The organism is Streptomyces lincolnensis, assembly GCF_021173675.1.
GTDB classification, from domain to species: Bacteria; Actinomycetota; Actinomycetes; order Streptomycetales; family Streptomycetaceae; genus Streptomyces; species Streptomyces lincolnensis_B.
This window is the reverse complement of record NZ_JAIHON010000001.1, coordinates 621,529-644,570: the sequence shown is the minus strand read 5'-3', so window position 1 is coordinate 644,570 and position 23,042 is coordinate 621,529. Positions and strand designations below refer to the sequence as shown.

Genomic DNA, 23,042 nt, shown 5'->3' with positions numbered 1-23,042 from the left:
GGGTTCGCCTGAAAGGCACTCGCGGTCATCCGTGCAGCCCGCACTCGGTCTTGGCGCGTCCGGCCCAGCGGCCGGAGCGCGCGTCCTCGCCCTCCAGAACGCGGCGGGTGCAGGGGGCGCAGCCGACGGACGCGTAGCCGTCCATCAGCAACGGGTTGGTCAGGACGCCGTGTTCGGCGACGTAGGCGTCCACGTCGTCCTGGGTCCAGCGGGCGATCGGGGAGATCTTGATCTTCTGCCGCTTCTCGTCCCAGCCGACGACCGGGGTGTTCGCCCGGGTCGGGGACTCGTCGCGGCGCAGACCGGTCGCCCAGGCCACGTAGTTCTTCAGCCCGCGCTCCAGCGGCTCGACCTTGCGCAGCTTGCAGCACAGGTCGGGATCGCGGTCGTGCAGCTTGGGCTCGTACTGGGCGTCCTGCTCGGCGACCGTCTGGCGCGGGGTGAGCGTGATGACGTTGACGTCCATCACGGCCTCGACCGCGTCCCGGGTGCCGATGGTCTCCTCGAAGTGGTAGCCCGTGTCGAGGAACACGACGTCCACGCCGGGCCGGGCGCGGGAGGCGAGGTGGGCGACCACCGCGTCCTCCATCGAGGAGGTCACGCAGAAGCGGCTGCCGAAGGTGTCGGCCGCCCACTGCAGGATCTCCAGCGCGGAGGCGTCCTCCAGGTCACGGCCCGCCTGCTCGGCGAGCTCCTTGAGGTCCGCCGTGGTGCGCTCTTCCTGGGTCGTCGTCATATGTGATCTCCCCCAGAGTCTGTCTGTCGAAGGCCCCGGGCGAGCAGCCCGAGGAACTTCAACTGGAATGCGCGGTTGCACGCCGCGCATTCCCACGCGCCGTGACCGCCGTTCGCGGCCTCGCTCGGACGCAGGTCCTCGTCGCCGCAGTAGGGGCAGTAGAAGGGTGCGGCCCGCTCGCTCATGACAGGGCCTCCTCGGAGGCGCGGGACGCCCAGGCGGCGAAGCGCTCGCCGTCCTCGCGCTCGGCCTGGAACCGCTTGAGCACGCGCTCGACGTAGTCCGGCAGCTCGTCCGAGGTGACCTTCAGGCCACGCACCTTGCGCCCGAACCCGGCCTCCAGGCCGAGGGCGCCGCCGAGGTGCACCTGGTAGCCCTCGACCTGCTCGCCCTGGTCGTTGAGGACGAGCTGGCCCTTGAGACCGATGTCCGCCACCTGGATCCGGGCGCAGGCGTTCGGGCAGCCGTTGATGTTGATGGTGAGCGGCTCGTCGAACTCCGGGATCCGGCGCTCCAGTTCGTCGATCAGGGTGGCGCCGCGCTGCTTGGTCTCGACGATGGCGAGCTTGCAGTACTCGATGCCGGTGCAGGCCATGGTGCCGCGCCGGAAGGGCGAGGGCTTGGCGGTCAGGTCGAGGGCGGCCAGCGCCTCGACCAGGGGATCGACCTGCGCCTCCTCGACATCGAGGATGATCATCTTCTGCTCGACGGTGGTCCGCACCCGGCCCGAGCCGTGGGCCTCGGCGACCTCGGCGATCTTCGTCAGCGTGGCGCCGTCGACGCGGCCGACGCGCGGGGCGAACCCGACGTAGAAGCGGCCGTCCTTCTGCCGGTGCACACCGACGTGGTCGCGCCAGCGGCCCGAGGGCTCGGCGGGCGCGGGGCCGTCGACCAGCTTGCGCTTCAGGTAGTCGTCCTCCAGGACCTGGCGGAACTTCTCCGGGCCCCAGTCGGCGACGAGGAACTTCAGCCGGGCCCTCGTGCGCAGCCGCCGGTAACCCCAGTCGCGGAAGATGCCGATGACACCGGCCCACACGTCCGGCACCTCGTCCAGCGGCACCCAGGCGCCGAGCCGGACGCCGAGCTTGGGGTTGGTGGACAGGCCGCCGCCGACCCACACGTCGAAGCCGGGGCCGTGGTCGGGGTGCTCGACGCCGACGAAGGCGATGTCGTTGATCTCGTGGACCACGTCGAGCAGCGGGGAGCCGGAGATCGCCGTCTTGAACTTGCGCGGCAGGTTGGAGAACTCCTTGCTGCCGATGTACCGCTCGTGGATCTCGTCGATCGCCCAGGTGCCGTCGATGATCTCGTCCTCGGCGATGCCGGCGACCGGCGAGCCGATGACGACACGCGGGGTGTCACCGCAGGCCTCGGTCGTGGACAGTCCGACCGCCTCCAGGCGGTTCCAGATCTCCGGCACGTCCTCGATGCGGATCCAGTGCAACTGGATGTTCTGCCGGTCGGTGACGTCCGCGCTGCCGCGGGCGAACTCCTGCGAGATCTCACCGATCACCCGCAGCTGCTGCGTGGTCAGCCGCCCGCCGTCGATGCGGACGCGGAGCATGAAGTACTTGTCGTCCAGCTCCTCCGGCTCCAGGATCGCGGTCTTGCCGCCGTCGATCCCGGGCTTGCGCTGGGTGTACAGCCCCCACCAGCGCATCCGGCCGCGGAGGTCGTTGGGGTCGATCGAGTCGAAGCCACGCTTGGAGTAGATCGTCTCAATGCGTGTCCGCACATTGAGACCGTCGTCGTCCTTCTTGAACTGCTCGTTGCCGTTGAGCGGGGTGTGGTGCCCCGCGGCCCACTGACCCTCACCGCGGTGACGGCTCACCTTGCGGCGGGGAGTCGCGGCGGCAGGGTTCTGCGGGGTGGCGGCCATGGTTGATACGTCCTTCGGGACAGGCGGGAAAGCGGCTCTGACCTGCGCGTACGGGCGCATGGGCATACGTGCGCGGCATTGCGCAGGAATGAGACAGAAGGGGAGGAGTCGGGTGGTGCTGCGGCTCTCAGACCACCGGACAGATGGCGCTGGACATGCGGCCGAGGTCGACGTGCCGCCGACTCACCAAGGCAATTCCAGTTCCAGACATGACGGAAGCGTGGCACGGAGATCTGGACACAGTCCAGCTTTGTCCGCCATGCGGACACCCTTGTCCCGTAGAGTGAGACAAGGGTGGCGTCGATCACATGAGCCGCGCGAGGGCTTGTCGGCGCAGGTCAGGCCGGGTAGGCGCCGGGCCAGGGGCCCGGAGCGGTCACCTCGGGCTGTTCCGCCACCTGCGTGTCGAAGAGCTTGAAGCCCCGCCGGAGATAGTTGTCCATCGCGTGCTCGCCGTCCAGGCTGCAGGTGTGCAGCCACACCCGCTTGGTGTCGGTCAGCCCCGGCCAGCGGTCCGCGAGGTCCCAGGCGCGGGCGGCGCCGTACGACAGCAGGTGGCCGCCGATCCGCCGGCCGCGGAAGGCCGGGATCAGGCCGAAGTACTCGATCTCCACGACGCCGTCGTCCTGCGGGTTCAGCTCCACGTACCCGGCGGGCGTGCCCCGGTCGTGGGCGACCCAGGTCTCCACGCCCGGCCGGTCCAGGTGCTCCTGCCACCGGGCGTACGTCCAGCCCAGGCGGTCGATCCAGCGGATGTCCCCGCCCACGGAGGCGTAGAGGTAGCGGCTGAACTCGGGGGAGGGAACCTCGGCGCGGACGATCTTCACGTCGCCCTGCGGGGCTTGGGCGGGGAGGAGATCGGTGGGGGAGGTCTGTTCCAGGGACCAGGTGGTCACGGGGATGTTGGGCATGGAGGTCAGGGAACCACGACCCACGACACCGTGTCGATCGCCGTTCGCTAGCCGAGCGCCCGGTCCACCGAGGCCAGCGGCAGCGCGTACAGCACCCTCCCCGACTGGGACCACACCTCGCCCGTCGCCTCCCAGTACGACAGGGCGCCCGCGTCCGGGCTCCAGCAGTCGCGTTGGTTCTCGGTGCCGCAGCGGGTGGCCCGGGCGCCGTCGGCGGTCTGCTGCCAGAGGGTGCCGTGGGGGTCGTCGGTGTCGCCGGTGCGGGCCAGGTACCAGTCGGAGCGGTAGGACAGGACGCCGCCGATGTCGTCGGCCTTCGTCTCGTACACGTCCGACGGGTTCGCGCGCCCGGCGAAGTCCGTGGCCAGCAGCCCGGCCCGGGTGCCCTGCGTGGCCGCGTCGAAGGAGTAGCGGGACAGCAGGGCGGGCGCCTCGCTGTCCGTCGCCGGACGCTCGCTCGCGACCAGGCTGTCGGGGGCCGTACTGCGGTCCAGGGAGATCGTCTCGGGGCGGACGGGCTGCGTGCCGGTCAGCCGGTAGGAGCCGACGGCCGGCAGGACGTACCGGGAGCCGTGCGCCGCCCAGCCGCCGCGCACCCGGCCGACGGCCGCCGTGTCGACGGTGGTGCGCTGGACGCGGTTCATGTCGTACACGTACAGCGCGGTGCGGCCCTCGCCGGTCGCGGTGACCAGCAGCTTGTTCTGGTACCAGACCATGCCGGTCAGCTGGGAGGACAGTGCCCGGTAGTCCCGGCCGCCGTCCACCGGGACGACCAGGAGGACCCAGGTGTAGGTGAGGTGGCCCGGGTCGTCGGCGTCGACGAAGGCGACCTTGGCCAGGCCCCGGCCGGCCGTGACGGCGGCCTGGCTGTTGCTCAGACCGGTGGAGGTGTTGTCGTTCCGGCTCCAGCCGGAGAGGATCACGCGGTTGGCGCCCCAGGCGCCGTCGTCGTCGGCGTCCCCGGAGGTGGTGACCGCGCCGGGCCGCCAGGAGCGGGTGTCGTCGGCGTCCCAGCAGAAGGCGCGGGTGGCGGTCGGCTCGACCGGCAGCGCCTTGCGCTCGCCGCCCGTGCAGGAGATCGCGTCCCGCAGGCTGTGGTCGGCGTCGTCGAGGACGGCGCCCACTCCGACCGGCCGGCCCATCGCCGAGGAGAGCCGGTCGAGGGTGCCCCGCGGCACCAGGTCCTCCTGGAGGCGCAGCGTGGCGGTGTCGGTGGCCGAGGAGACCTGCTTGAGTGCCCCGGGGCTGTCGGCGACGGTGGCCTGCGAGGCGCTGATCATGGTCGCCGCACCGGTCAGGGCGAGGGCCGTCCCGGCCAGGAAGGCCCGCAGCGCCCTGCCCCGCCTGCGCCGACGGTGTCTGCCGCGATGTTTCATGCATCCTCCCGAGGCGGGTCAACTGCGCCTGGTGATCCGTACGTTGACCAGGGAGCAGGTGGGGAGACCCGTAGGGGGATGCTACGGCAGTCCGGCAGCCGGGGGGACGAAGACCCTGCAATTATGCGGAAGACGCACGCGGACGGCGTCCGGACCGGCTGCTCGGACGGCCTCTCAGACCGGCGGGACGGACATCCGTGCGGCGGTGACCGCCGGGGCCGTCGAGTACGGCAGCAGATCGCGCGGATCGTCCGGCAGCAGCGCCTCGACCTCGGCGTCCTCGCTGAACCGGTACGGCCGGTGCTCCAGAAAGCCGCCGAGATAACGCCGTACCCGGGACATCTCGGCGCGCACGGTCACGGTGCGGGCCCGGTCGCCGAACATGTCCTCGGCCAGTCCCGCCGCGCTGCGGCCGGTGCGGTGCAGGGCCAGCAGGTAGAGCAGTTCGGCGTGCCGGGGCGACAGTTCGTGGCTCCAGGAGCCCGCGCACCCCGACACCGTCACCGACCAGCGGCGCGGCTGCGCCAGGTCCAGCACGATCCGGGTGGCGCCGCGCGGCACCGGCTCCTCGTCGGGGCGGACCAGCCAGCCGCCGGTCAGCGGCTCCAGCGTGCACAGCCCGATCGAGGGCAGCCACCGGCGGCCCGGAACGGGCGACTTGGGCAGCGGGACCCGGTTGACGTACGGCATCCCGCTCACCGCCGCCGTCCAGCCGTCCCGGTCGACCACCGCGGCCCGGCCGCCGAGCCGGGCGAGTACCGGGGCGGCCACCGCGCGCAGCCGCTCCAGCGAGGTCTGGTGCATCTCGCGCAGCCGTGCCTCGGCGAGCTTGGCCACCGAGTCGACCCAGGCGAGCGTGGCCGGGTGCATGGTCTCCAGCGGCCCGCTGACGTCCACGACGCCGATCAGCCGGCCGTCGCGCGGATCGGTGATCGGCGCCCCGGCGCAGGTCCACGCGGACAGGGCCCGCAGCTGGTGCTCGGCGGCGACGACCTGCACGGGCCGCCGGACCACCGCCGGGGTGCCCACGCCGTTGGTGCCGGCGACGTCCTCGCGCCAGTCGGAGCCGACCTCGATGCCGGACTCGTCCGCCCGGCGCAGCACCGGCGTGCTGCCCTCGCGCCACAGGGCCCGCCCCTCGTCGTCGGCGATCAGCACGATGTGGTGGGAGGCGTCGGCCGCCGACACCAGGCCCTCCCGCAGCACCGGCAGCACGTGCCGGAGCGGGGAGGTCTCGCGCCGCAGCTCCACCTCCCCGCGCGGCAGCAGCCCGGCCCGGAAGTCGTGGTCGGGATCGACCCCGGAGCGGCTCACCCGCTCCCAGGACTCCTCGATGAGCGGGCGCGGCGCGCTGCGGGCCTGCTGTGCGGAGATGGCGCCTCGTACCTCGCCGGGCAGTCGCGTGGGCCGTGCGAGAACGGCGGCCGTGCGCGTCGTGTCCATGGGCGGGTTCGCCACAGGGTCCTCCCGGTAGGAGGCGCGGCCGACCGGCCGCGGAACCCCGGCAGGGCACAACCGGTTTCCGTACGACTGTTCGGACACGCCTGCAACTGTCTTGACTGTCCGTCTCATAGTGCCGTTTGCCCGAGCCGGAGGCACACACTCCGCACACAGTCACCAACAAGTTGCAACCCCTTGCAACCCTGGTGGTCGGCCCCGCCGTGTTTGAAACTTGAGCGACACCGCCCACGGTGGTGTCCGTGGCCTGAAAAGGGCCAGCCGCGGGGGTGGTGCCGTGTCGGCGCAGCACCACCCCCGCTCTGCCGACGGCGAGATCAGGCCACCGGACGGGCGCGTTCCACCACCGACGCCAGATCCAGGCCTGCGGGCAGGGTCCCGAACGCGGCCCCGCCGTCCCCGCCCAGCCGCGCGGCGCAGAACGCGTCGGCGACCTCGGGCGGCGCGTACCGCACCAGCAGGGAACCCTGGAGCACCAGTGCGAGCCGCTCCGCCAGCCGTCGGGCCCGCCCCTCGACGCCTTCCAGGTCACCGAGCTCGGTGAGCAGGTCCTTGACCGCCGCGTCGAGCCGGTGGTCGGCGCCGCGGGTCGTGCCGACCTCCAGGAGATAGGCGTTCAGGGCCTGCGGCTCCCGTTGCAGGGCGCGCAGCACGTCCAGCGCCTGTACGTTGCCCGCGCCCTCCCAGATCGAGTTCAGCGGCGACTCGCGCACCAGCCGGGGCATCCCGGACTCCTCGACATAGCCGTTGCCGCCCAGGCACTCCGCGGCCTCGACCGCGAGCGGCGCACACCGTTTGGTCACCCAGTACTTGGCGGCCGGTACGGCGATCCTGAGCAGCGCCCGTTCCTCCTCGCCGCCGTCGTCGTAGGCCGCCGCGAGCCGCATCGCGAGGGTGGTCGCCGCCTCGGACTCCAGGGCGAGGTCGGCCAGGACGTTGCGCATCAGCGGCTTGTCCACGAGCCGGCCGCCGAACGCCTCCCGATACGCGCAGTGGTGGATCGCCTGCGCCACGGCCTGGCGCATCAGCCCCGCCGAACCGAGGACGCAGTCCAGCCGGGTCGCCGCCACCATCTCGATGATGGTGCGCACCCCGCGCCCCTCCTCGCCGACCCGGCGGGCCCAGGTCCCGTCGAACTCGACCTCGGCGGAGGCGTTGGACCGGTTGCCCAGCTTGTCCTTGAGCCGCTGGATCATGAAGACGTTGCGGGTGCCGTCCGCCAGCAGGCGCGGCACCAGGAAGCAGGTCAGGCCCTCCAGCGCCTGGGCCAGCACAAGGAAGCCGTCCGACATCGGCGCCGAGCAGAACCACTTGTGCCCGGTCAGCTCGTACGCCCCGTCCTCGGCGAGGGGCCGGGCGGCCGTGGTGTTGGCGCGGACGTCGCTGCCGCCCTGCTTCTCGGTCATCGCCATCCCGAACAGCGCCCCGGCCTTGTGGTGAGCGGGCCGCAGTCCCCGGTCGTAGACCGTCGAGGCCAGCCGGGGTTCCCACTCGGCGGCGAGCGCGGGCTCGGCGCGCAGGGCGGGGACCGCCGCGTGGGTCATCGACAGGGGGCAGCAGTTGCCCGCGTCGACCTGGGTCCACACCAGGAAACCGGCCGCGCGCCGCACATGCCCGGCGGGCCGTGACCACGCCGTGGTCAGCCCGGCCGACACGCCCTTGCCGAGCAGCCGGTGCCAGGCCGGGTCGAAGTCCACCTCGTCCACGCGGTGGCCGTAGCGGTCGTGGGTGCGCAGTCTCGGCGGGTTCTCGTTCGCCTGTGCCCCCCACTCCTGCACCTGCGCCGAGCCGGCGGTCCGGCCGAGGGCGCCGAGCTCCTCGCGCACCTCGGTGAGCAGGTCCGGGGCGGTGTGCCGCTCGACCGCCGCCACCAGGGCACGGTCGGCGCCGAAGACGTCGTAGCCGACCAGCGGCTCGGGCTGGTTGGTCACGCTGTGGGTGTTGCCTGCCATGGTGCGAACCTACCCGTCGCGGCGGCCGACACCACCCTGACCGGCCGGTGCTCACAGCCTGTCCGCACACCCTTCGCCCGCGCGACGACACCCGCCCCGAGGGGCGGGCGCCGGCAGCGTGCCGCGGTGCTCAGGCCAGCCGGGCCAGGGCCGCCGTCACCTCCGGCTCGTCCAGGGACTCCGCGTCGGCGGTCCAGTCGTTGCGGTAGACGGTGTCGAGGTAGCGCTCGCCGAGGTCCGGGGCGATCGCCACCGCCGTCAGCTCCCGGCGCCCGCCGTACTCGGCCAGCCACTGGCCGGCGCCGCTGACCACCGTGCCGGTGGAGCCGCCGAACAGGAAGCCCCGCCCGGCCAGCCGGCGGCACGTCTGCACGGTGTCGGACTCCTCGACGCGGATCACGTCGTCCACGTAGGAGCGGTCCAGCAGCGGCGGCGGCACGCTCATGCCCAGCCCGGGGATCATCCGGCGGCCCGAGGGGCCGCCGAAGCTCACCGAGCCGACGCTGTCCACCGCGACCACCCGCACCGGGCGCCGCCACTGCCAGAACCAGCGGGCGCAGCCCATCAGGGTCCCGGTGGTGCCGGCCCCCACGAACAGCACGTCCAGGCGCGGGAAGCGGCGGGCGATGGCGGGCGCGGTGGTGCGGTAGTGCGCCCGCCAGTTGGCCTCGTTGGTGTACTGGTTGAGCCAGACGTACCGCTCGTCCGAGGCGCACAGCGCGTTCACGTACGCCAGCCGCGCGCCCAGGAACCCCCCGTGGACGTCCGGCTCGTGGATGACGTGGACGTGCGCGCCCAGCGCCTCCATCAGCCGGATGGTGGGCAGGTTGCAGCGCGAGTCGGTCACGCACAGGAACCGGTGGCCCCGGCTCGCGGCGATCACGCTGAGCGCCACGCCCAGGTTCCCGGACGAGGACTCGACCAGGACCGAGCCCGGTCGCAGCCGGCCCTCGCGTTCGGCGGCCGTGACCATCTCGTGGGCGGCCTTCATCTTGACGGAACCGGCGAAGTTGAACCCCTCGCACTTCAGGTACAGCGGCAGCCCCAGTGCGGCCCGAAGGTCGACATAGAGCTCTTCCTCGTTGAACTGTGCGGGATCGGATATCACGGGCATGGTGTCCCCCTCCTCATGCACCACGTGCGCGGTCGGTCACCCGTACCGGCGCAACTCGTGGAAGAACCCGTCGACGACGTGGAGTCCGCCCTGCCGGGCGACTTCGTCGTGGACGTACCTGCCGACCGCGAGGTCCAGCACTCCCAGCCCGAAGGGCGAGAACACCACCGTGCGGTCCGTCGGGACGGTCGCCCGCCCGGTCAACACGTCGTTCAGCGTGCCGTCGATGAACTCCCGCCCGCCCGTGGCCTGTTCGGCCAGGTGCGGGGAGGTCTGAGCCTTCAGGCAGTGCTCGACGTCGTCCACGAAGTTCGCGGAGTCGAGCAGGATCTCGGGGGCCAGATCCCTGAGCGACACATGCAGTACCAGCGGATGGTGCGCGAACCACGACGGATCGTGGACGTGCGGCGCCGGGGCGACCGTCGCGAACACCACCAGATCGCTGGAGCGGATCAGTGACTCGGCGGAGGAGTGCACGGTCATCCGCCCCTTGGCTCCCGAGCGTTCCAGATAGCCCCGGAAGCCGGCCGCGCTGTCCGCGGACAGGTCGTGCACCCCCGTCTCCTCGAACTCCCAGCCGGTGCCGAGGAGATGGGTGTGGATGTAGCGGGCGATCAGCCCGGTGCCGATGAACCCGACCCGCGTCGGCCGCTCCCGCCCGGCACTGAGCCGGTCCGCCGCCAGCGCCGCCGAGGACGCCGTACGGGTGGCGCTGATGACCGAACTCTCCAGGCAGGCGTACGGATAGCCGGTGTCGGGGTCGTTGAGGATCAGCACCGCGGACGCCCGTGGCAGCCCCGACGCGGTGTTCTCGGGGAAGCTGGAGATCCACTTCAGGCCGTCCACCCGCAGCGGTCCGCCCAGCGAGGCGGGCAGCGCGATGATCCGGGAGGACGGGCGGTCCGGGAACCGCAGGAAGTACGACGGCGGGTTCACCGACTCACCGGCGCCGTGCAGCCGGTACACGGTCTCGACGAGGTCGGCGATCTCCGACTCCCGCCCGTGCAGGGCCTGTTGGACCTGCTCGCCGGAGATCACCGCGAACGGTGGGGCGGACATCGTGCTCATGCGGTCCTCACTTCGGAACTCTCGGTGTGGTCGAGGTCGGTCAGCCGTACCGGTTCGCCCAGCGCGGCCAGGACCTCGCGCGGGCCGTCGAACGGCTCCCTGCTGTGCGCGGTACGGATGTTGTCGACGAGCAGCAGGTCGCCGGTGCGCCAGGGCTCGCGCACGGTGTGGGCCTCGTAGACCTCGTTGATCACGCGGACGACGTCCTCGCCGATCGGATCGCCGCCGCCGAAGCGGGTGTTGAAGGGCAGCCCGTCGGGCCCGTAGACGTCCACCAGGTACTCGCGGACCTCGGGGTCCATCGTCCACTCGTTGAGGAAGGCGATCTGGTTGAACCAGCAGCGGCGGCCGCTCACCGGGTGGCGGACCACCGCGCTCCGGCGCTGCCGGGTGCGCAGGGTGCCGTCGGACTCCCAGGCGAAGTCGATGGCGTTTGTACGGCAGTAGCGCTCGACGGCGCCCCGGTCGTCCGTGCCGAAGGCCTCGGCGACCGACGCCCCGATCTCGTCGTTGTAGGTCCGGGTCAGCAGCCATCCCTCCCGCTCGAACCGGGCCGTCAGCTCGGCGGGCAGCGCGTCGAGCACGGCCGAGGCGTCGGCCACCCCCGTCGCACCGCCCGAGGCGGGCGCCTCCAGGCAGGCGTAGAGCAGCAGGCCGGGGAACTCCAGCGCGTAACTCAGCTCGTGGTGCATGCACATCGGCTGGGTGGAGGGCCACTTGGTGGAGGAGTACACGCCGTCCGCGTACCGCCGCCGGGGCGCGAAGGGCTCGCGGTCGTCCATCAGACGATCGCGCGTCAGTCGCCGGAACACGGCCTCCGCGGCGGCGGGGTCGTTCAGACCCAGCCCGCGGACCAGGACCGAGCCGTGCCCGGCGACGACGTCCCGCAGCCCGTCACGGTGCTCGGACGCCCAGCGCGCCGGATCGTCGCCGGCGTCGGCCCGCAGCAGCGGAGGGCTGCCGGGGGCCAGGGCGACCTCGGAGGTCAGGGTCGGAGATGAGGGCGACATCTCGGAGTTTCCTTTCGGATGGTGCGTGGAGCGGTCGTTCGGGGATGGGCGCCCGCGATCGCGGGGCCGGTGGTCTGTCAGGGAGCCGTGCGGTCCAACAGCTCCGCGAGGTCCGCGAGGACCGGTCGCCGGGTGACGTCCTTCAGGGAGATCTCCCGGTCCAGGGCGATCGCCAGCTTCACGGCGGCCAGCGAGGTTCCCCCGCGGTCGAAGAAGTGGTCCAGGCGCCCGATCCGGTCCGCGGGAACGCCGAGCACCTCGGCCCAGGCGGCGGCCAGTCGCCGTTCGCCCGGTGTCCCGGGCTCGTCCGTGCCCGCGTCGAACTCCTCGGCACCCGCGTCGAGTTCCTCGGCGAGCGCGGTGAGCGTGCGGCGGTCGGTCTTGCCGTTGGCGGTCAGCGGCAGCCGCTCCCGCCAGTGGACCAGCGCCGGAACCATGTACACCGGCAGCGAGGCCGCCAGCTTGTCCCGTACGACGTCGGCGGCGACCGGTTCGGTTCCCGTACAGAACGCCACAAGTCGGGTACCGCCGACCACGACGACCGCGCCGTCCCGGACACCGGGCACCCGCAGCAGCGCGTTCTCGATCTCACCGATCTCGATACGGAAACCGCGGATCTTGACCTGGCTGTCCCGGCGCCCGAGGAACTCCAGCTTGCCGTCCGGCAGCCAGCGCCCGTGGTCGCCGCTGCGGTACAGCCGCTCACCCGGCCGGTACGGGTCCTCCATGAACGCGGCCCGGGTGCGCTCGGGGTCGTTGACGTACCCGCGCCCCACACAGATCCCGGAGAACACGATCTCGCCGGGCGCGCCCAGTGGTACGGGCACCAGGTCCTCGTCGACGACGTAGACCCGGACGTTCGCGATCGGCCGCCCGAGCGGCACCCGTTCCCGGTCCGGCACCCGGCGCATGACCTCGTGGTTGGTGTCGTCGGAGGTCTCCGTCAGCCCGTAGGCGTTGACGAGGGGAATCCGGGGCCGGGCCGCGAACCAGCGCTCGACCAGCTCCTTCTTCACCGCCTCCCCGGTCACCGACACACAGCGCAGATCGGGCAGTTCACGCGGGTGTCGACCCAACTCGGCCAGCACGGTGTCGAGATACGACGGCACGAGCTGCAGGACGTTCACCCGGTGCCGCGCGACCGTGTCCACGAACCGGGGCACGTCCAGGATCGTCTCCTGCTCCACCAGCACCGTCCGCCCGCCGACCAGCGGCGCGGCCAGCAGCTGCCACAGGGAGATGTCGAAGCACTGGGGCGCGGTCTGGGCGACCACGTCCCCGGCCCCGACACCCAGGTCGTCCAGCTTGGCGAGGACATGGTTGAGGAACCCGACGTGCTCGCACATCGCGCCCTTGGGCTCACCGGTGGAGCCGGACGTGAAGTAGATGTAGGCGAGTTGACCGGGGGAGACGTCCACCCCGAGGTCGTGCTCGTCATGGCCCTCGGCGTACACGGAGTCCAGGTACAGCGTCCGTGCCGCCGCCGGATCGAGGGAGCGGTCGCTGCCGCGCTCGGTGAGGATCAGGCCGCACTCCGCGCGGGACAGCGTCCGCGTCACGCGGTCGGCCGGGAAGTGCGGCTCGACGGGCAGATACACGCCCCCGGCCTTCAGCACGCCCAGCACGGCCGCCATCCAGTCCAGGTTCCGTTCCGTCACGACGGCGACCACGTCCTCGCGCTCCAGCCCGCGTGCCAGCAGCGCGCGCCCCACCTGGTTGGCGCGGGCGTTGAGTTCGCGGTACGTCCACTCCCGCTCGCCCTGGACGGCGGCCACGGCGTCCGGGTGGGCCGCCGCCCGCTCCTCGAACAGCTCGTGCACCCGCCGGTCGGGCAGCCTCCGGTGTGGGCCCGCCAACTCCTCCAGCTGGAACCGGAGTTCGGCCTCGGACAGCAGACTCCGCCGTCCGGGATCGGTCAGCGCGGTGATGTGATAGCCCGCGATCCGGGCAGCGGCGTCCGCGTCGAAGAGCTCGGTGCGGTACCGCAGCCGCAGGACGCCCCCGTCGACGCTCACCTCCAGCTCGGAGTCGTCGACGGTGCTCCCGTCCTCGCCGGTGAGCGCGGCCAGGACCCGGACGCGGGCGGCCCGCAGCTCCTCGGGCCCGGTCGGCACGCCGTCCGGCAGCGGCACTTCGTACTCGGCCGCACCCGGTATCGGGCGCAGCGTCCAGCTCGGCACTGTCTCCATGATCTTTCCCCCCTGTTGCATGTCACGCGTGGTGCATGTGGTGCATGTGGCGCATGTGGTGTGTGTGGTGCGTGGTGCCTGTTACCTGTGCCGCGGGGCGACCGCCGGATTCCCGCCCCAGTGCGCCCCCGCCGGCATCTCCTCGCCCTTCATCAGGAAGGAGTCGGGAGCGAGTACGGCGCCGTCCCCCATCGAGACGCCGTAGTGGACGAGCGCGCCGGTCCCCACCGTGCAGCGCGCGCCGATGGTGATGTGGTCGGACTTGAAGGTGCCGTCCTCCTGCGAGTGGGCCTGCACCTTGGTGTGGGCGGCCAGCGTGACGTCGTCGCCGATCGTGGTGAGCGAACGCTCGGTGATGGCGGTGCCGTCGTCGAAGACCCGGCGGCCGATCCGGACGCCCATCAGGCGCCACAGGACGTTCTTGAACGGCGTCCCGTTGAAGGCCACGAGGTGCTGGTCGGACACCTTCCACAGCCGCTCGTGCCACCAGAAGTACGGGTCGTAGATCGAGCACAGCCGTGGCCGGAGCGGACGGAAACGGCAGATCACGCGCTCGATCAGGATCCAGTAGGCGGCGGTGAACAGCAGGGCCGCCGGCGGGTAGAGGCCGATCAGCAGACCGCCGGTCAGACCGCCGCCGGCGGCGCCGTACAGGTCGAAGGCGGCGAAACCGAGCACGGTCAGCAGGAACCAGTTCAGCCAGCGCAGGAACAGGAACAGTCCCATCGAGCGCAGGTTGAAGCGGTTCTTGGCGGCCAGCCTGCGGGCCAGTTCGTCGCCCTCGCGCAGATGGTCGAAGCGGGTGTCGCGCTCCACCGTGCGCGGGATCTCGAAGGGCGGCGAGCCCAGCAGCCCCACGCCCTCGCGGACCTCGCCGTCCAGCGGGACCATCACCTTCGTCGCCAGCAGGCAGTTCTCGCCGGTACGGCCGCCCACCGGGTAGGCGATGTGGTTGCCGAGGAAGTTGTGCGCCCCGATCGTGGTGTGCGCCAGGCGGAACGACGTACCGGAGAAGTCGGCGTTCACCACGGACAGTCCGTCCGCGACCATCGTGCCGCTGCCCACGGTGACCAGGTACGGCGTCTCGTGCTGGACCGCGGTGCCGAAGTTGGAGCCGGTCTGCTCCACCTCGGACAGGTCGTAGCCGATGGACCGCAGGTAGGGGACGATGTACGAGCTGTCCCCGCACAGCCACTTGAAGAACTTGATGTTGGTCATGCGGGCGATCGTCCGGTGCAGCGAGTAGTGGAAGCCGTACAGCGGATACACCCGGTCCGCCCGCAGGAACGGCTTCAGCAGCCGCGGCAGCACCGCCACCGTGATCGCGCCGACGAGCAGGAAACCCCCGAACGTCGCGGCCGACAGCCCCAGCGCCTCGCCGTAGAAGCGCGCGGAGCCCAGGGACTGCGAGGCCGGGTCGAGCAGGGTGTCCAGCGCGGGCACGGCGTCCAGCAGCAGATAGGTGCCGGCCAGCCCGAGGGGCACCCACAGCAGCACCGTCTGGAGCAGGGCGGCCAGCCCGTAGCCGAACCGGCGCGAGGCGGTGCACCGCGCCGGCGGGACCCGCACGTACTCGACGTCCGTCGGCCGGGCCGGGGAGCCGTGCCAGTGCGCGCCCGCCGGGACCGCCAGGCCGCCGTAGAGGGCGGAGGCGTGGCCCAGCTGGGAGCCGTCGCCCATGGAGGTGCCGATGCCGAGCACGGTGTTCTCACCGACGTAGACCCCGCTCCCGAGGGTGACGGGCCCGGTGCGGATACGGCCGGCGTGCGCCTCGTAGCACAGGAGGTGGCAGTCCTTGCGGATCACCGTGCCCGCGCCGACGGTCAGCAGGTCGGTGCAGACCGGCACGTCCCGGGTCAGGATCGTGACGCCCGGCCCGATCCGCGCGCCGAGGGCCCGCAGGTACAGCACATAGACCGGGTTGCCGATGAACAGGACCATCGGACTGCCGCGCAGCAGGGTCTTCACGGTCCAGAAGCGGACGTAGGCCAGGCTCCAGACCGGGAAGTCGGTCTCCTTCCAGCGGCCGACCAGCAGCCACTTCGCCAGCACCGGGAAGACGCACATGCCGGCGAACAGCGCGCCGCCGAAGACCACCGCGCGGCCGTAGACGTCGGCCACGCCGTCACCGGCGGAGATCCACTCGTACCCCCGGGCCGTGACCGTCCCGGCGAGCACGCAGTACAGGGCGAAGACCACGAACTGAAGTGCCCCGCACAGGACGTACCGTGCCGTGCTGCCCGGCTCGGCAGGCGTCGTGACCTGCGCGGGTACCTGCGCAGGTGCCTCCTCCGGCGTCTCGGCGAGGGCCGCCGCCAGCCTGCGGATCGTCGGGTGTCCGTAGACGTCCCGCATCGACACGGCCGGCAGGTCCGGCCGTTTCCTGACTCGGGCGCAGAAGTGCGCCATTACCAGCGAGTTGGCTCCCAGATCCTCGAAGAAGTGACTGTCGACCGGTATGTGTTCCTTGCGTACGACTCCGGCCAGCACCTCGGCGAGTACGCTCTCGGTGCCGGCGCCGGATATTCCCCCCACGGTGGCGCTCCTTGCTGCTGTTTCTGGTGCGTCGCACAGGAACGGGAGTAAATGAAGGAGTGAGAGTGAGCAAGCGGAAATGGATGATGTCCGCGTGAATCGGGTCCTGGTCAGAGACCCTTGATGTCCCCCGTGTCGTGTGCGTCTGAGCCGTCCTCAGAGTGCGCAACGAATGCAGTCCGAATTGTTTCGGCAATTTCATGAACGGTTCAAGGGCGTTTCGGTCATTGGCGCTTTACCGCCGCTCACCGAATTCTCGATCACGCCCCCGGATCATCCCACCTGCCAGCCCTATCGGGGAACTCACCGAATGGCCTGTGTAACAGCTCGTGAGGATTCCGCTTGACGAGGGTGCGGTATTCGGCCAGCGCGAGCATGACAGAAAAGTGGTTCGAATTCACCGGGGCGGTTTCCGCTGGGTTGCCGATCGGTTTCTGCCTCATTGCGCTACCGGAGGGGAGGATGCTGCTCCGGAGGTCGCGGCACCGCGGGATGAGTGCGGGCCCGTACGGCGGATACCTTTAGGTCGTGCAGCCAGCAAGTGAATCCCCCCAACCACCCTCCGGCCGTCTCCACCGGGCACGGGCCCTCTACCGGGACGTCTCGAAGCGCAGGACGACCTGGCTGCTGATCAAGGACACCGTCAACTCGTGCATCGAGTACCGCATCCTGGGTCTCGCGGCCGAGGCCGCGTTCTTCACACTGCTGTCGGTGCCGCCCCTGCTGCTGAGCATGATCGGCCTGCTCGGCTACGTCGACGACTGGACCGGCACCGACACCATCAGCAGCCTGGAGAGCAACATCCTGGAGGCGTCGCGCACCGTCCTGTCCGACAAGGGCGTCGCCCAGATCGCCCAGCCGATCCTGGACGACGTGATGAAGGGCGGCCGTCCCGACGTCATCTCCGTCGGCTTCCTCTTCGCCCTGTGGTCCGGCTCGCGCGCGGTGAACGTCTTCATCGACACCATCACCGTCATGTACGGCCTCGACGGCGTCCGCGGCATCGTCAAGACCCGCCTCGTCGCCTTCCTGCTCTTCCTCGCGGCCCTGCTGATCGGCTCGGTCGCGCTGCCGCTGATGGTGGCCGGACCGGACGCGGTGGTGGACATCGTCCCGTGGTCCGCGACCGTCGTGCAGGTCCTGTACTGGCCCGTCGTCATCGTGCTCTCGATCGCCTTCCTGACGACCCTCTACCACGTCTCCGTGCCCGTGCGCTCCCCGTGGATCGAGGACGTCCCCGGCGCCCTCGTCGCCCTCGCCATGTGGGTCCTCGGCAGCTTCCTGCTGCGCATCTACCTCCAGAACACCGTCGAGGGCGCGTCGATCTACGGCTCCCTCGCCGCCGCCGTCGCGGTCATGCTCTGGATCGGCGTCTCCGCCTTCGCCGTCCTCGTCGGCGCCGCCGTCAACGCCGCCATCGACCGCGTCTGGCCCGCCGCCGCCACCGCCGCCGCCCGCGCCGCCAACGAACGCCTCCGCGAGGCCCAGGTCGCCGAGTACGTCGCCCGCGCCGCCGCCCGCGAATCCGACCCCCCCGACCCCGACGACCCCGACATGCCCTCCGAGTTCCCGGAACGCTGGTCCCGCTTCCTTCCCCCGGAGGACGTCACGTCGAGGCTCCGCACCCACGTGAAGAGCACGCATACGCATCCCCCGCAGAAGCCGGAGGGTTCGTAACCACCAAGGGGGCGCGGGAGGCACCTAGGGGCGCGGGGCTGTGTCGAATTGCGGCTCCGCCGCGGGGCGCGACCAGCCACAACGGACAGGCACCCGGCAACGCACCCCGCACCCCTACGGCGCTACGCCTTCCACACCCCCGCCGCAGCCGCCTCACGCACGAACTCCCCGAAGTCCCGCGCGTCACGGCCCAACACCTCCCGCACATCGTCGGAGACATACGCATTACGCCCGTCCATCAACCCCTCGAACACCTCCACCAACAGCGACACCTCCTCCGCCGGCACCCCGAACCCCGCCAACACCTCCCCGTACGCCGCCGCAGGCACCGGCGTGTACACGAGAGACATCCCCGTCGCGGCAGAGATCTCCCCCACCGCCTCCCGCCACGACAGCAGCCGCGGCCCCGTCAGCTCCAACGTCCGCCCCACATACCGGTCCCCGGCCACCAACACCGCCGCCACCACATCGGAGATGTCCCGCACATCGACGAACGGCTCCTTCACCTCACCCGCCGGAAACACCAGCTCCCCGTGCCGGATCCCCTCCACCAACGGCCCCTCGCTGAAGTTCTGCGCGAACCACGTGGCCCGCACGACCGTCCAGTCCGCCCCCGACGACTGCAGCGCCTCCTCCGCCGGCAGCGCCTGCGTCTCCCCGCGCGCCGACAGCAGCACCAGCCGCCGCACCCCGAGCCCGACCGCCTCGCGGGCCAGCGCCCCGATCCCCTCGGCCGCCGCGGGGGCGCCGATGTCGGACGGGTACATCAGATACGCCGCGTCCGCGTCCCGCAGGGTCTCCGCCCAGGTCGTCGGGTCCTCCCAGTCGAACCCCTGGGCCCGGGAGGCGGCCCGCACGGTCAGTCCGGCGGCCCGCGCCGACTCGACCACCCGGCTCCCGGTACGCCCACTGGCCCCGGTCACCACAACCGTCGTGTTCTGCCTGTTCCGCGTGTTCTCCGTCATGCCTCCAGTCAACGGCGCCGCGCCCCAAGGGCCCATCGCTGAACGGCTCATTCCCATGCGCGCGCGTCTACGCTGACGTCATGGACGCTCTCGCAGGCCTGCTGGAAGGCCCCCGAGCCCGGGGCGCCTTCATGATCCGAGCGTGTTTCGAACCACCGTGGGCGGTGCGCATCGAGGACCGCGCCCCCCTCACCGTCATGCTCATGGTCCGCGGCGAGGCGTGGATCATGCCGGACGCGGGGGAGCGGGTCCGGCTGAACGCCGGCGACCTCGCCATCGCCCGCGGCCCCGACCCGTACACCTGCGCCGACGACCCCGGTACGGCACCGCAGGCGCTGATCCTGCCGGGCGCCGAGTGCCGTTATCCCGACGGCAGGTCCCTCAGCGGCACGATGGACCTCGGGGTACGGACGTGGGGCGACCGGCTCGACGGTGCGGCCGTGATGCTGATCGGCACGTATCTGTGGCAGGGCGAGGTCAGCGGGCGCCTGCTGGACGCGCTGCCGCCCCTGATCACCCTCACCTCCGACGTGTGGGACTGCCCGCTCACGCCGATGCTCATGGAGGAGATCGTCCGCGACGAGCCCGGCCAGGAGGTCGTCCTCGACCGTCTGCTCGACCTGCTGGTCATCGCCGCGCTACGGGCCTGGTTCTCCCGCCCGGACGGCTCGCCGCCCGCCTGGTACGCGGCGCTGTCCGACCCCGTCGTCGGGCGGGTCCTGCGGCTGATCCAGGACGATCCCGCGCACGGGTGGACGGTGGCGACGCTGGCGTCCAAGGCCGGCGTGTCCCGGGCCGCGTTGGCCCGGCGGTTCACGGAGTTGGTGGGGGAGCCGCCGATGACGTATCTGACGGGGTGGAGGCTGGCGTTGGCGGCGGATCGGCTGCGGGGGAGTGAGGACACGCTGGAGGCGATCGCCCGGCAGGTCGGTTATGGGAGTGCGTTCGCTTTGTCGAGCGCGTTCAAGAGGGTGTACGGGGTGAGTCCTCAGGAGCACAGGTCTCGGGTGGCTTAGGTCGTTTGGCGGTTGCGGGTGTGTGGGGGCTGGTCGCGCAGTTCCCCGCGCCCCTGGGTGGGTGAGGCGTACGCTGGATTTTATGTACTCGGAGAGGGTGTCCCGGGTCTCCGGTGCCGTTGTGTGGACGAACACCGTGGACGGGGATGAACCGGGGCGCGTTCTGCCCGACGGGTGTATGGATCTGCTCTGGAACGAGGGGCGGTTGCTTGTCGCGGGGCCCGATACGCGGGCGTACGTCAACGACGAGGGGCCCGGTGCATGGGCCGGTGTCCGCTTCTATCCCGGTACCGCGCCCGCCCTGCTGGGCGTGCCGGCGCATGAACTGCGGGACCGGCGGGTCGAGTTGGACGAGTTGCTGCCCGCGTCCCGGGTGCGGCGGCTGACCGCGTCCGTGAACGCGGCCCCCGACCCGGCGACCGGTCTGGACGAGGTGGCGTGCCGCTGGGCCGCCGGGGCCGAACCCCCCGACCCCCTGCTGCGAAGACTCGTCGCTGCCCTCGGCACCGGGCGTCCCGTCGCCGCCACCGCCGATGAACTCGGGCTCGGCGCACGCCAGTTGCACCGGCGCTCGCTGCACGCGTTCGGGTACGGCCCGAAGACGCTGGCGAGGGTGCTGCGGTTGCAGCGGGCGCTCGCGCTGGCCCGTGCCGATGTGTCGTTCGCGGACACCGCGGCGCGGGCCGGGTTCGCGGACCAGGCGCATCTGGCGCGGGACGTACGGGAGTTCACGGGAGTGCCGCTGGGCGTGCTACTGGGCGGCCGGTCCGGGTAGCGGCGCGAACAGGTCGACGCCGTTGCCGTCCGGGTCGACCAGGCACGCGTACCGCTGCCCCCACTCGGCGTCCCACGGCTTGCGCTCGCCCCGGTGTCCGGCGCCGACCATGTCCGCGTAGACGGAGTCGACCTCGGCCGGGCTGTCGCACAGCAGGGCCAGCGAGATACGGCCGCCCTCGGTCGGCGGCCGCCATTCCGGGGCGATCGAGCGGACGGTCTCCTCGCTGTCGAGCATCAGCCGCAGCCCGCCCGGCAGCGTGGCCTCGGCGTGCGGTTGCTTGTCGGCCCCCTCGGGGAAGTCGAGGCCGAGCCGGCGGTAGAAGGCGACGGAGGCGGCCAGATCGGAAGCCACCACGCCGATCGCGTCGAATCGTGGAGTCATGGGGACCACCGTAGGCAGGGCACCCGCCCGGGGTCTTGAAGGAATCGGACAGACTCTTCGGGGGCCCCGCTCCCCCCGTGAGCCTGCCGCGGCCCGTCCTGTCCCCCGCGTTCGGGACGGACCGCGGCGCCCCGAGAACGAGGATGCCGAGCGGGCGGTGATTGTGGCCACAATTGCCGCGGAAGTGACGGTCCCACGGGACGTCCCGCGCCCTGACCTGCGGGGACACCGTCCCGCGTGACGGTCTCGCGGGACGGCCCAAGCGCGCGGTGGCCGATTCCGGACGGGCCTGGGAACCACCGTCCCGGGGTGGCCGTGGAAGCTGATGCAAAATGCGACGGGGACCGGGGCACCGGGACCACGCACGCGGACGGGGTGGAGCATGTCGCGTTGGAAGGGCCTGCCTGCGGAACTGGACCCCAGGGTCCGGCAGTTGGTGGTGCGCCTACGCAGACTCAAGGACCACGGCGGGCTGAGCGCGCGGCAGTTGGCGGCCAAGACGGGATACAGCACCTCGTCCTGGGAGCGGTATCTGAGCGGCCGGTCGCTGCCGCCCCGGGAGGCCGTCGAGGCGATGGCCCGTATCGTCGGCGAGGACCCGACCCGCCTCCTCGCGCTGCACGAACTCGCCGCCGAGGCCTGGACGGAGCGGCGCGGGGACGCCTCCGAGGGCCGGGCGGTCCACGTGGTGGAGTCCGTGCCCCGGCCGCGTCGGTCGGCCCGGCCCTGGATCCGGACCCGGACCGCGGTCGTCGTCGGTGCGGTGGCGCTCGTCCTGGCCGTCTCCACGACGGTCCTGCTGGTCGTACGACTCGACGGGAACGGCGGCGACAAGCGGGCGGCGCCCTCGGCCACCCCCTCCTGGTCCATGCTGTCGCCGACGCCGTCGGAGCCGTCGTACACCTGCCGGCCACAGCGGATCGACGGTCTCTGGTACGGCGGCAACAGCCGTACGAAGGAGGCGGTGCTGGCCAAGGGGCTCGTCGGGCGGGACGTGGCCGAGGCGCAGTGTCTGCTGCGGCGGGCCGGATACGCGCCGGGAGCCATCGACGGGATCTACGGGCCGCTGACGGAACGCGCGGTCAAGCAGGTGCAGCGGAAGGTCGGACTGGTCGTGGACGGCATCATCGGCCCGCACACCTGGGAGGCCCTGCGGGGATGACACGTCCGAGCCCCTCCCCGGAGTCCGCCCGCCTGGCCACCGCGCTCCGCGAGCTCAAGGAGCGCACCGGCCTCAGCCTCGTCGCCCTGGAGGCCCGGACCGCTTACAGCAAGTCCTCCTGGGACCGCTATCTCAACGGCCGGACACTCCCGCCCCGGCATGCGGTCCAGGCCCTGTGCCGGCTGGCCGGCGAACCGGAGGGCCGCTGCCTGGCCCTCTGGGAGATCGCGGAGGCGGCGTCGAGCGGCCGCGCGGCGGAGGCGACGCGGGCGCCCACGGAGCCGGAGCCGACGCCGACTCCGGAGACGACCACCGAGGTGCCCGTCCCCTCCGGTGCCCGGACGACGCACATCGTGGTGCTCCTCTCCGTCCTGTGCGCCGTACTGGTCGGAGCCCTGGCCGCGGCGCTGTTCCTGTGGTCGCCCGGGGACGGTTCGTCGAGGTCGTCCGTGTCGCCGTCCGCGGTCGCTCCCCTGTGCGAGGGTGCCGCCTGCGAGGGCAAGAGCCCGATGGCCACGCACTGCGGCGCGCAGCCGGACACCCTCGCCACGTACCGCACCGCCACCGGGGCGTCGCTGGAACTGCGCCACAGCAGGATGTGCGGGACGAGCTGGGCCCGGATGTGGGACACGCGGATCGGCGACCGGCTGGAGATGCGCGCGGACGGCCCCGCCCGCTCCGTCCGGATCGCGGACGCCGCCGACGCCAAGGAGTACATCTACACGTTCATGACCGAGACCCGGCCCGGCACCACCGTCCGGGCGTGCTTCCGGCCCGTGGCGGGCGGGACGGAGGAGTGCTTCAGCGGCCGGGTGGCGGAGCGGTGAACCCCTGG

General features: G+C 71.7%; 20 protein-coding genes. 5 read left to right on the top strand and 15 right to left on the bottom strand.

From position 1 onward, the window contains the following. Positions 1-25 precede the first annotated feature (25 nt). From K4B79_RS02780 to K4B79_RS02725, 13 genes are all read right to left on the bottom strand, one after another. Positions 26-736, bottom strand: coding sequence for a phosphoadenylyl-sulfate reductase (locus K4B79_RS02780; RefSeq protein ID WP_232024563.1), 711 nt, complete (start codon positions 734-736; stop codon positions 26-28). Further along, the gene (locus K4B79_RS02775; protein ID WP_232024562.1) at positions 733-921 is read right to left on the bottom strand and encodes a hypothetical protein; all 189 of its coding nucleotides are present in this window, start codon (positions 919-921) and stop codon (positions 733-735) included. The genes K4B79_RS02780 and K4B79_RS02775 overlap by 4 nt, the downstream gene beginning before the upstream one ends. Then, entirely contained in the window at positions 918-2,615 is a 1,698-nt protein-coding gene (locus K4B79_RS02770; RefSeq protein ID WP_232024561.1) for a nitrite/sulfite reductase, read from the bottom strand. The genes K4B79_RS02775 and K4B79_RS02770 overlap by 4 nt, the downstream gene beginning before the upstream one ends. A 127-nt stretch (positions 2,616-2,742) precedes the next feature. After that, positions 2,743-2,826, bottom strand: a complete 84-nt coding sequence (locus K4B79_RS48525; protein WP_374208414.1) for a putative leader peptide — start codon at positions 2,824-2,826, stop codon at positions 2,743-2,745. A 127-nt stretch (positions 2,827-2,953) separates the two neighbouring features. After that, on the bottom strand, positions 2,954-3,526 hold the full coding sequence (locus tag K4B79_RS02765; RefSeq protein ID WP_232024559.1) for a GNAT family N-acetyltransferase: 573 nt from the start codon (positions 3,524-3,526) through the stop codon (positions 2,954-2,956). 47 nt (positions 3,527-3,573) lie between these two features. Beyond that, positions 3,574-4,902, bottom strand: coding sequence for a hypothetical protein (locus K4B79_RS02760; protein ID WP_232024558.1), 1,329 nt, complete (start codon positions 4,900-4,902; stop codon positions 3,574-3,576). 174 nt (positions 4,903-5,076) lie between these two features. Next, a complete protein-coding gene (locus K4B79_RS02755; RefSeq protein WP_232024557.1) occupies positions 5,077-6,345 on the bottom strand; it encodes a GAF domain-containing protein in 1,269 nt (422 codons plus the stop codon). Positions 6,346-6,677: 332 nt separating this feature from the next. After that, positions 6,678-8,312, bottom strand: a complete 1,635-nt coding sequence (locus tag K4B79_RS02750; protein WP_232024555.1) for an acyl-CoA dehydrogenase family protein — start codon at positions 8,310-8,312, stop codon at positions 6,678-6,680. Positions 8,313-8,442: 130 nt separating this feature from the next. Beyond that, complete coding sequence (sbnA, locus tag K4B79_RS02745) at positions 8,443-9,426, bottom strand: 2,3-diaminopropionate biosynthesis protein SbnA (protein ID WP_232024553.1); 984 nt, start codon at positions 9,424-9,426, stop codon at positions 8,443-8,445. Between the two features lie 36 nt (positions 9,427-9,462). Next, entirely contained in the window at positions 9,463-10,494 is a 1,032-nt protein-coding gene (sbnB, locus tag K4B79_RS02740; protein ID WP_232024552.1) for a 2,3-diaminopropionate biosynthesis protein SbnB, read from the bottom strand. Further along, on the bottom strand, positions 10,491-11,504 hold the full coding sequence (locus tag K4B79_RS02735) for a TauD/TfdA family dioxygenase (RefSeq protein ID WP_232024551.1): 1,014 nt from the start codon (positions 11,502-11,504) through the stop codon (positions 10,491-10,493). The genes sbnB and K4B79_RS02735 overlap by 4 nt, the downstream gene beginning before the upstream one ends. Positions 11,505-11,581: 77 nt before the next feature. After that, positions 11,582-13,693: a non-ribosomal peptide synthetase gene (locus tag K4B79_RS02730; RefSeq protein ID WP_232024550.1), complete on the bottom strand. Its 2,112-nt coding sequence runs from the start codon at positions 13,691-13,693 to the stop codon at positions 11,582-11,584. 81 nt (positions 13,694-13,774) lie between these two features. After that, positions 13,775-16,228 (bottom strand): Pls/PosA family non-ribosomal peptide synthetase, encoded by a 2,454-nt coding sequence (locus K4B79_RS02725; RefSeq protein ID WP_232024548.1) that lies wholly within the window; start codon positions 16,226-16,228, stop codon positions 13,775-13,777. A gap of 528 nt (positions 16,229-16,756) precedes the next feature. Here K4B79_RS02725 and K4B79_RS02720 point away from each other — a divergent pair. Beyond that, positions 16,757-17,905 carry a YihY/virulence factor BrkB family protein gene (locus tag K4B79_RS02720; protein WP_232024547.1) on the top strand — a complete coding sequence of 383 codons (1,149 nt, stop codon included), beginning with the start codon at positions 16,757-16,759 and terminating at the stop codon, positions 17,903-17,905. Between the two features lie 122 nt (positions 17,906-18,027). Here the strand turns inward: K4B79_RS02720 and K4B79_RS02715 are convergent, their stop codons facing one another. Next, a complete protein-coding gene (locus K4B79_RS02715; RefSeq protein WP_232024545.1) occupies positions 18,028-18,870 on the bottom strand; it encodes an NAD(P)H-binding protein in 843 nt (280 codons plus the stop codon). Positions 18,871-18,950: 80 nt separating this feature from the next. Between K4B79_RS02715 and K4B79_RS02710 the strand changes: the two genes are divergently transcribed. Further along, on the top strand, positions 18,951-19,886 hold the full coding sequence (locus tag K4B79_RS02710; RefSeq protein ID WP_232024544.1) for an AraC family transcriptional regulator: 936 nt from the start codon (positions 18,951-18,953) through the stop codon (positions 19,884-19,886). 82 nt (positions 19,887-19,968) lie between these two features. Next, a complete protein-coding gene (locus tag K4B79_RS02705; protein WP_232024542.1) occupies positions 19,969-20,661 on the top strand; it encodes a helix-turn-helix transcriptional regulator in 693 nt (230 codons plus the stop codon). On the opposite strand, the gene K4B79_RS02700 is transcribed toward K4B79_RS02705, so the two are convergent. Then, the gene (locus K4B79_RS02700; RefSeq protein ID WP_232024540.1) at positions 20,638-21,045 is read right to left on the bottom strand and encodes a VOC family protein; all 408 of its coding nucleotides are present in this window, start codon (positions 21,043-21,045) and stop codon (positions 20,638-20,640) included. The genes K4B79_RS02705 and K4B79_RS02700 overlap by 24 nt on opposite strands. A gap of 382 nt (positions 21,046-21,427) precedes the next feature. On the opposite strand from K4B79_RS02700, the gene K4B79_RS02695 reads away from it, so the two are divergent. Further along, on the top strand, positions 21,428-22,207 hold the full coding sequence (locus K4B79_RS02695; protein ID WP_232024538.1) for a peptidoglycan-binding protein: 780 nt from the start codon (positions 21,428-21,430) through the stop codon (positions 22,205-22,207). Beyond that, positions 22,204-23,034, top strand: a complete 831-nt coding sequence (locus K4B79_RS02690) for a helix-turn-helix domain-containing protein (RefSeq protein ID WP_232024537.1) — start codon at positions 22,204-22,206, stop codon at positions 23,032-23,034. Before K4B79_RS02695 ends, K4B79_RS02690 begins: the two co-directional genes overlap by 4 nt. The last annotated feature ends 8 nt before the right edge of the window (positions 23,035-23,042 follow it).

What these genes read in the sequence shown, in the direction of transcription:
- K4B79_RS02765 (WP_232024559.1), bottom strand. Translation starts at nt 3,526, where the DNA reads ATGCCCAACATCCCCGTGACCACCTGGTCCCTGGAACAGACCTCCCCC.
- K4B79_RS02775 (WP_232024562.1), bottom strand. Translation starts at nt 921, where the DNA reads ATGAGCGAGCGGGCCGCACCCTTCTACTGCCCCTACTGCGGCGACGAG.
- K4B79_RS48525 (WP_374208414.1), bottom strand. Translation starts at nt 2,826, where the DNA reads ATGTCTGGAACTGGAATTGCCTTGGTGAGTCGGCGGCACGTCGACCTC.
- K4B79_RS02730 (WP_232024550.1), bottom strand. Translation starts at nt 13,693, where the DNA reads ATGGAGACAGTGCCGAGCTGGACGCTGCGCCCGATACCGGGTGCGGCC.
- K4B79_RS02695 (WP_232024538.1), top strand. Translation starts at nt 21,428, where the DNA reads ATGTCGCGTTGGAAGGGCCTGCCTGCGGAACTGGACCCCAGGGTCCGG.
- sbnA (WP_232024553.1), bottom strand. Translation starts at nt 9,426, where the DNA reads ATGCCCGTGATATCCGATCCCGCACAGTTCAACGAGGAAGAGCTCTAT.
- K4B79_RS02750 (WP_232024555.1), bottom strand. Translation starts at nt 8,312, where the DNA reads ATGGCAGGCAACACCCACAGCGTGACCAACCAGCCCGAGCCGCTGGTC.
- K4B79_RS02710 (WP_232024544.1), top strand. Translation starts at nt 18,951, where the DNA reads ATGGACGCTCTCGCAGGCCTGCTGGAAGGCCCCCGAGCCCGGGGCGCC.
- sbnB (WP_232024552.1), bottom strand. Translation starts at nt 10,494, where the DNA reads ATGAGCACGATGTCCGCCCCACCGTTCGCGGTGATCTCCGGCGAGCAG.
- K4B79_RS02760 (WP_232024558.1), bottom strand. Translation starts at nt 4,902, where the DNA reads ATGAAACATCGCGGCAGACACCGTCGGCGCAGGCGGGGCAGGGCGCTG.
- K4B79_RS02755 (WP_232024557.1), bottom strand. Translation starts at nt 6,345, where the DNA reads ATGGACACGACGCGCACGGCCGCCGTTCTCGCACGGCCCACGCGACTG.
- K4B79_RS02780 (WP_232024563.1), bottom strand. Translation starts at nt 736, where the DNA reads ATGACGACGACCCAGGAAGAGCGCACCACGGCGGACCTCAAGGAGCTC.
- K4B79_RS02690 (WP_232024537.1), top strand. Translation starts at nt 22,204, where the DNA reads ATGACACGTCCGAGCCCCTCCCCGGAGTCCGCCCGCCTGGCCACCGCG.
- K4B79_RS02770 (WP_232024561.1), bottom strand. Translation starts at nt 2,615, where the DNA reads ATGGCCGCCACCCCGCAGAACCCTGCCGCCGCGACTCCCCGCCGCAAG.
- K4B79_RS02700 (WP_232024540.1), bottom strand. Translation starts at nt 21,045, where the DNA reads ATGACTCCACGATTCGACGCGATCGGCGTGGTGGCTTCCGATCTGGCC.
- K4B79_RS02705 (WP_232024542.1), top strand. Translation starts at nt 19,969, where the DNA reads ATGTACTCGGAGAGGGTGTCCCGGGTCTCCGGTGCCGTTGTGTGGACG.
- K4B79_RS02715 (WP_232024545.1), bottom strand. Translation starts at nt 18,870, where the DNA reads ATGACGGAGAACACGCGGAACAGGCAGAACACGACGGTTGTGGTGACC.
- K4B79_RS02735 (WP_232024551.1), bottom strand. Translation starts at nt 11,504, where the DNA reads ATGTCGCCCTCATCTCCGACCCTGACCTCCGAGGTCGCCCTGGCCCCC.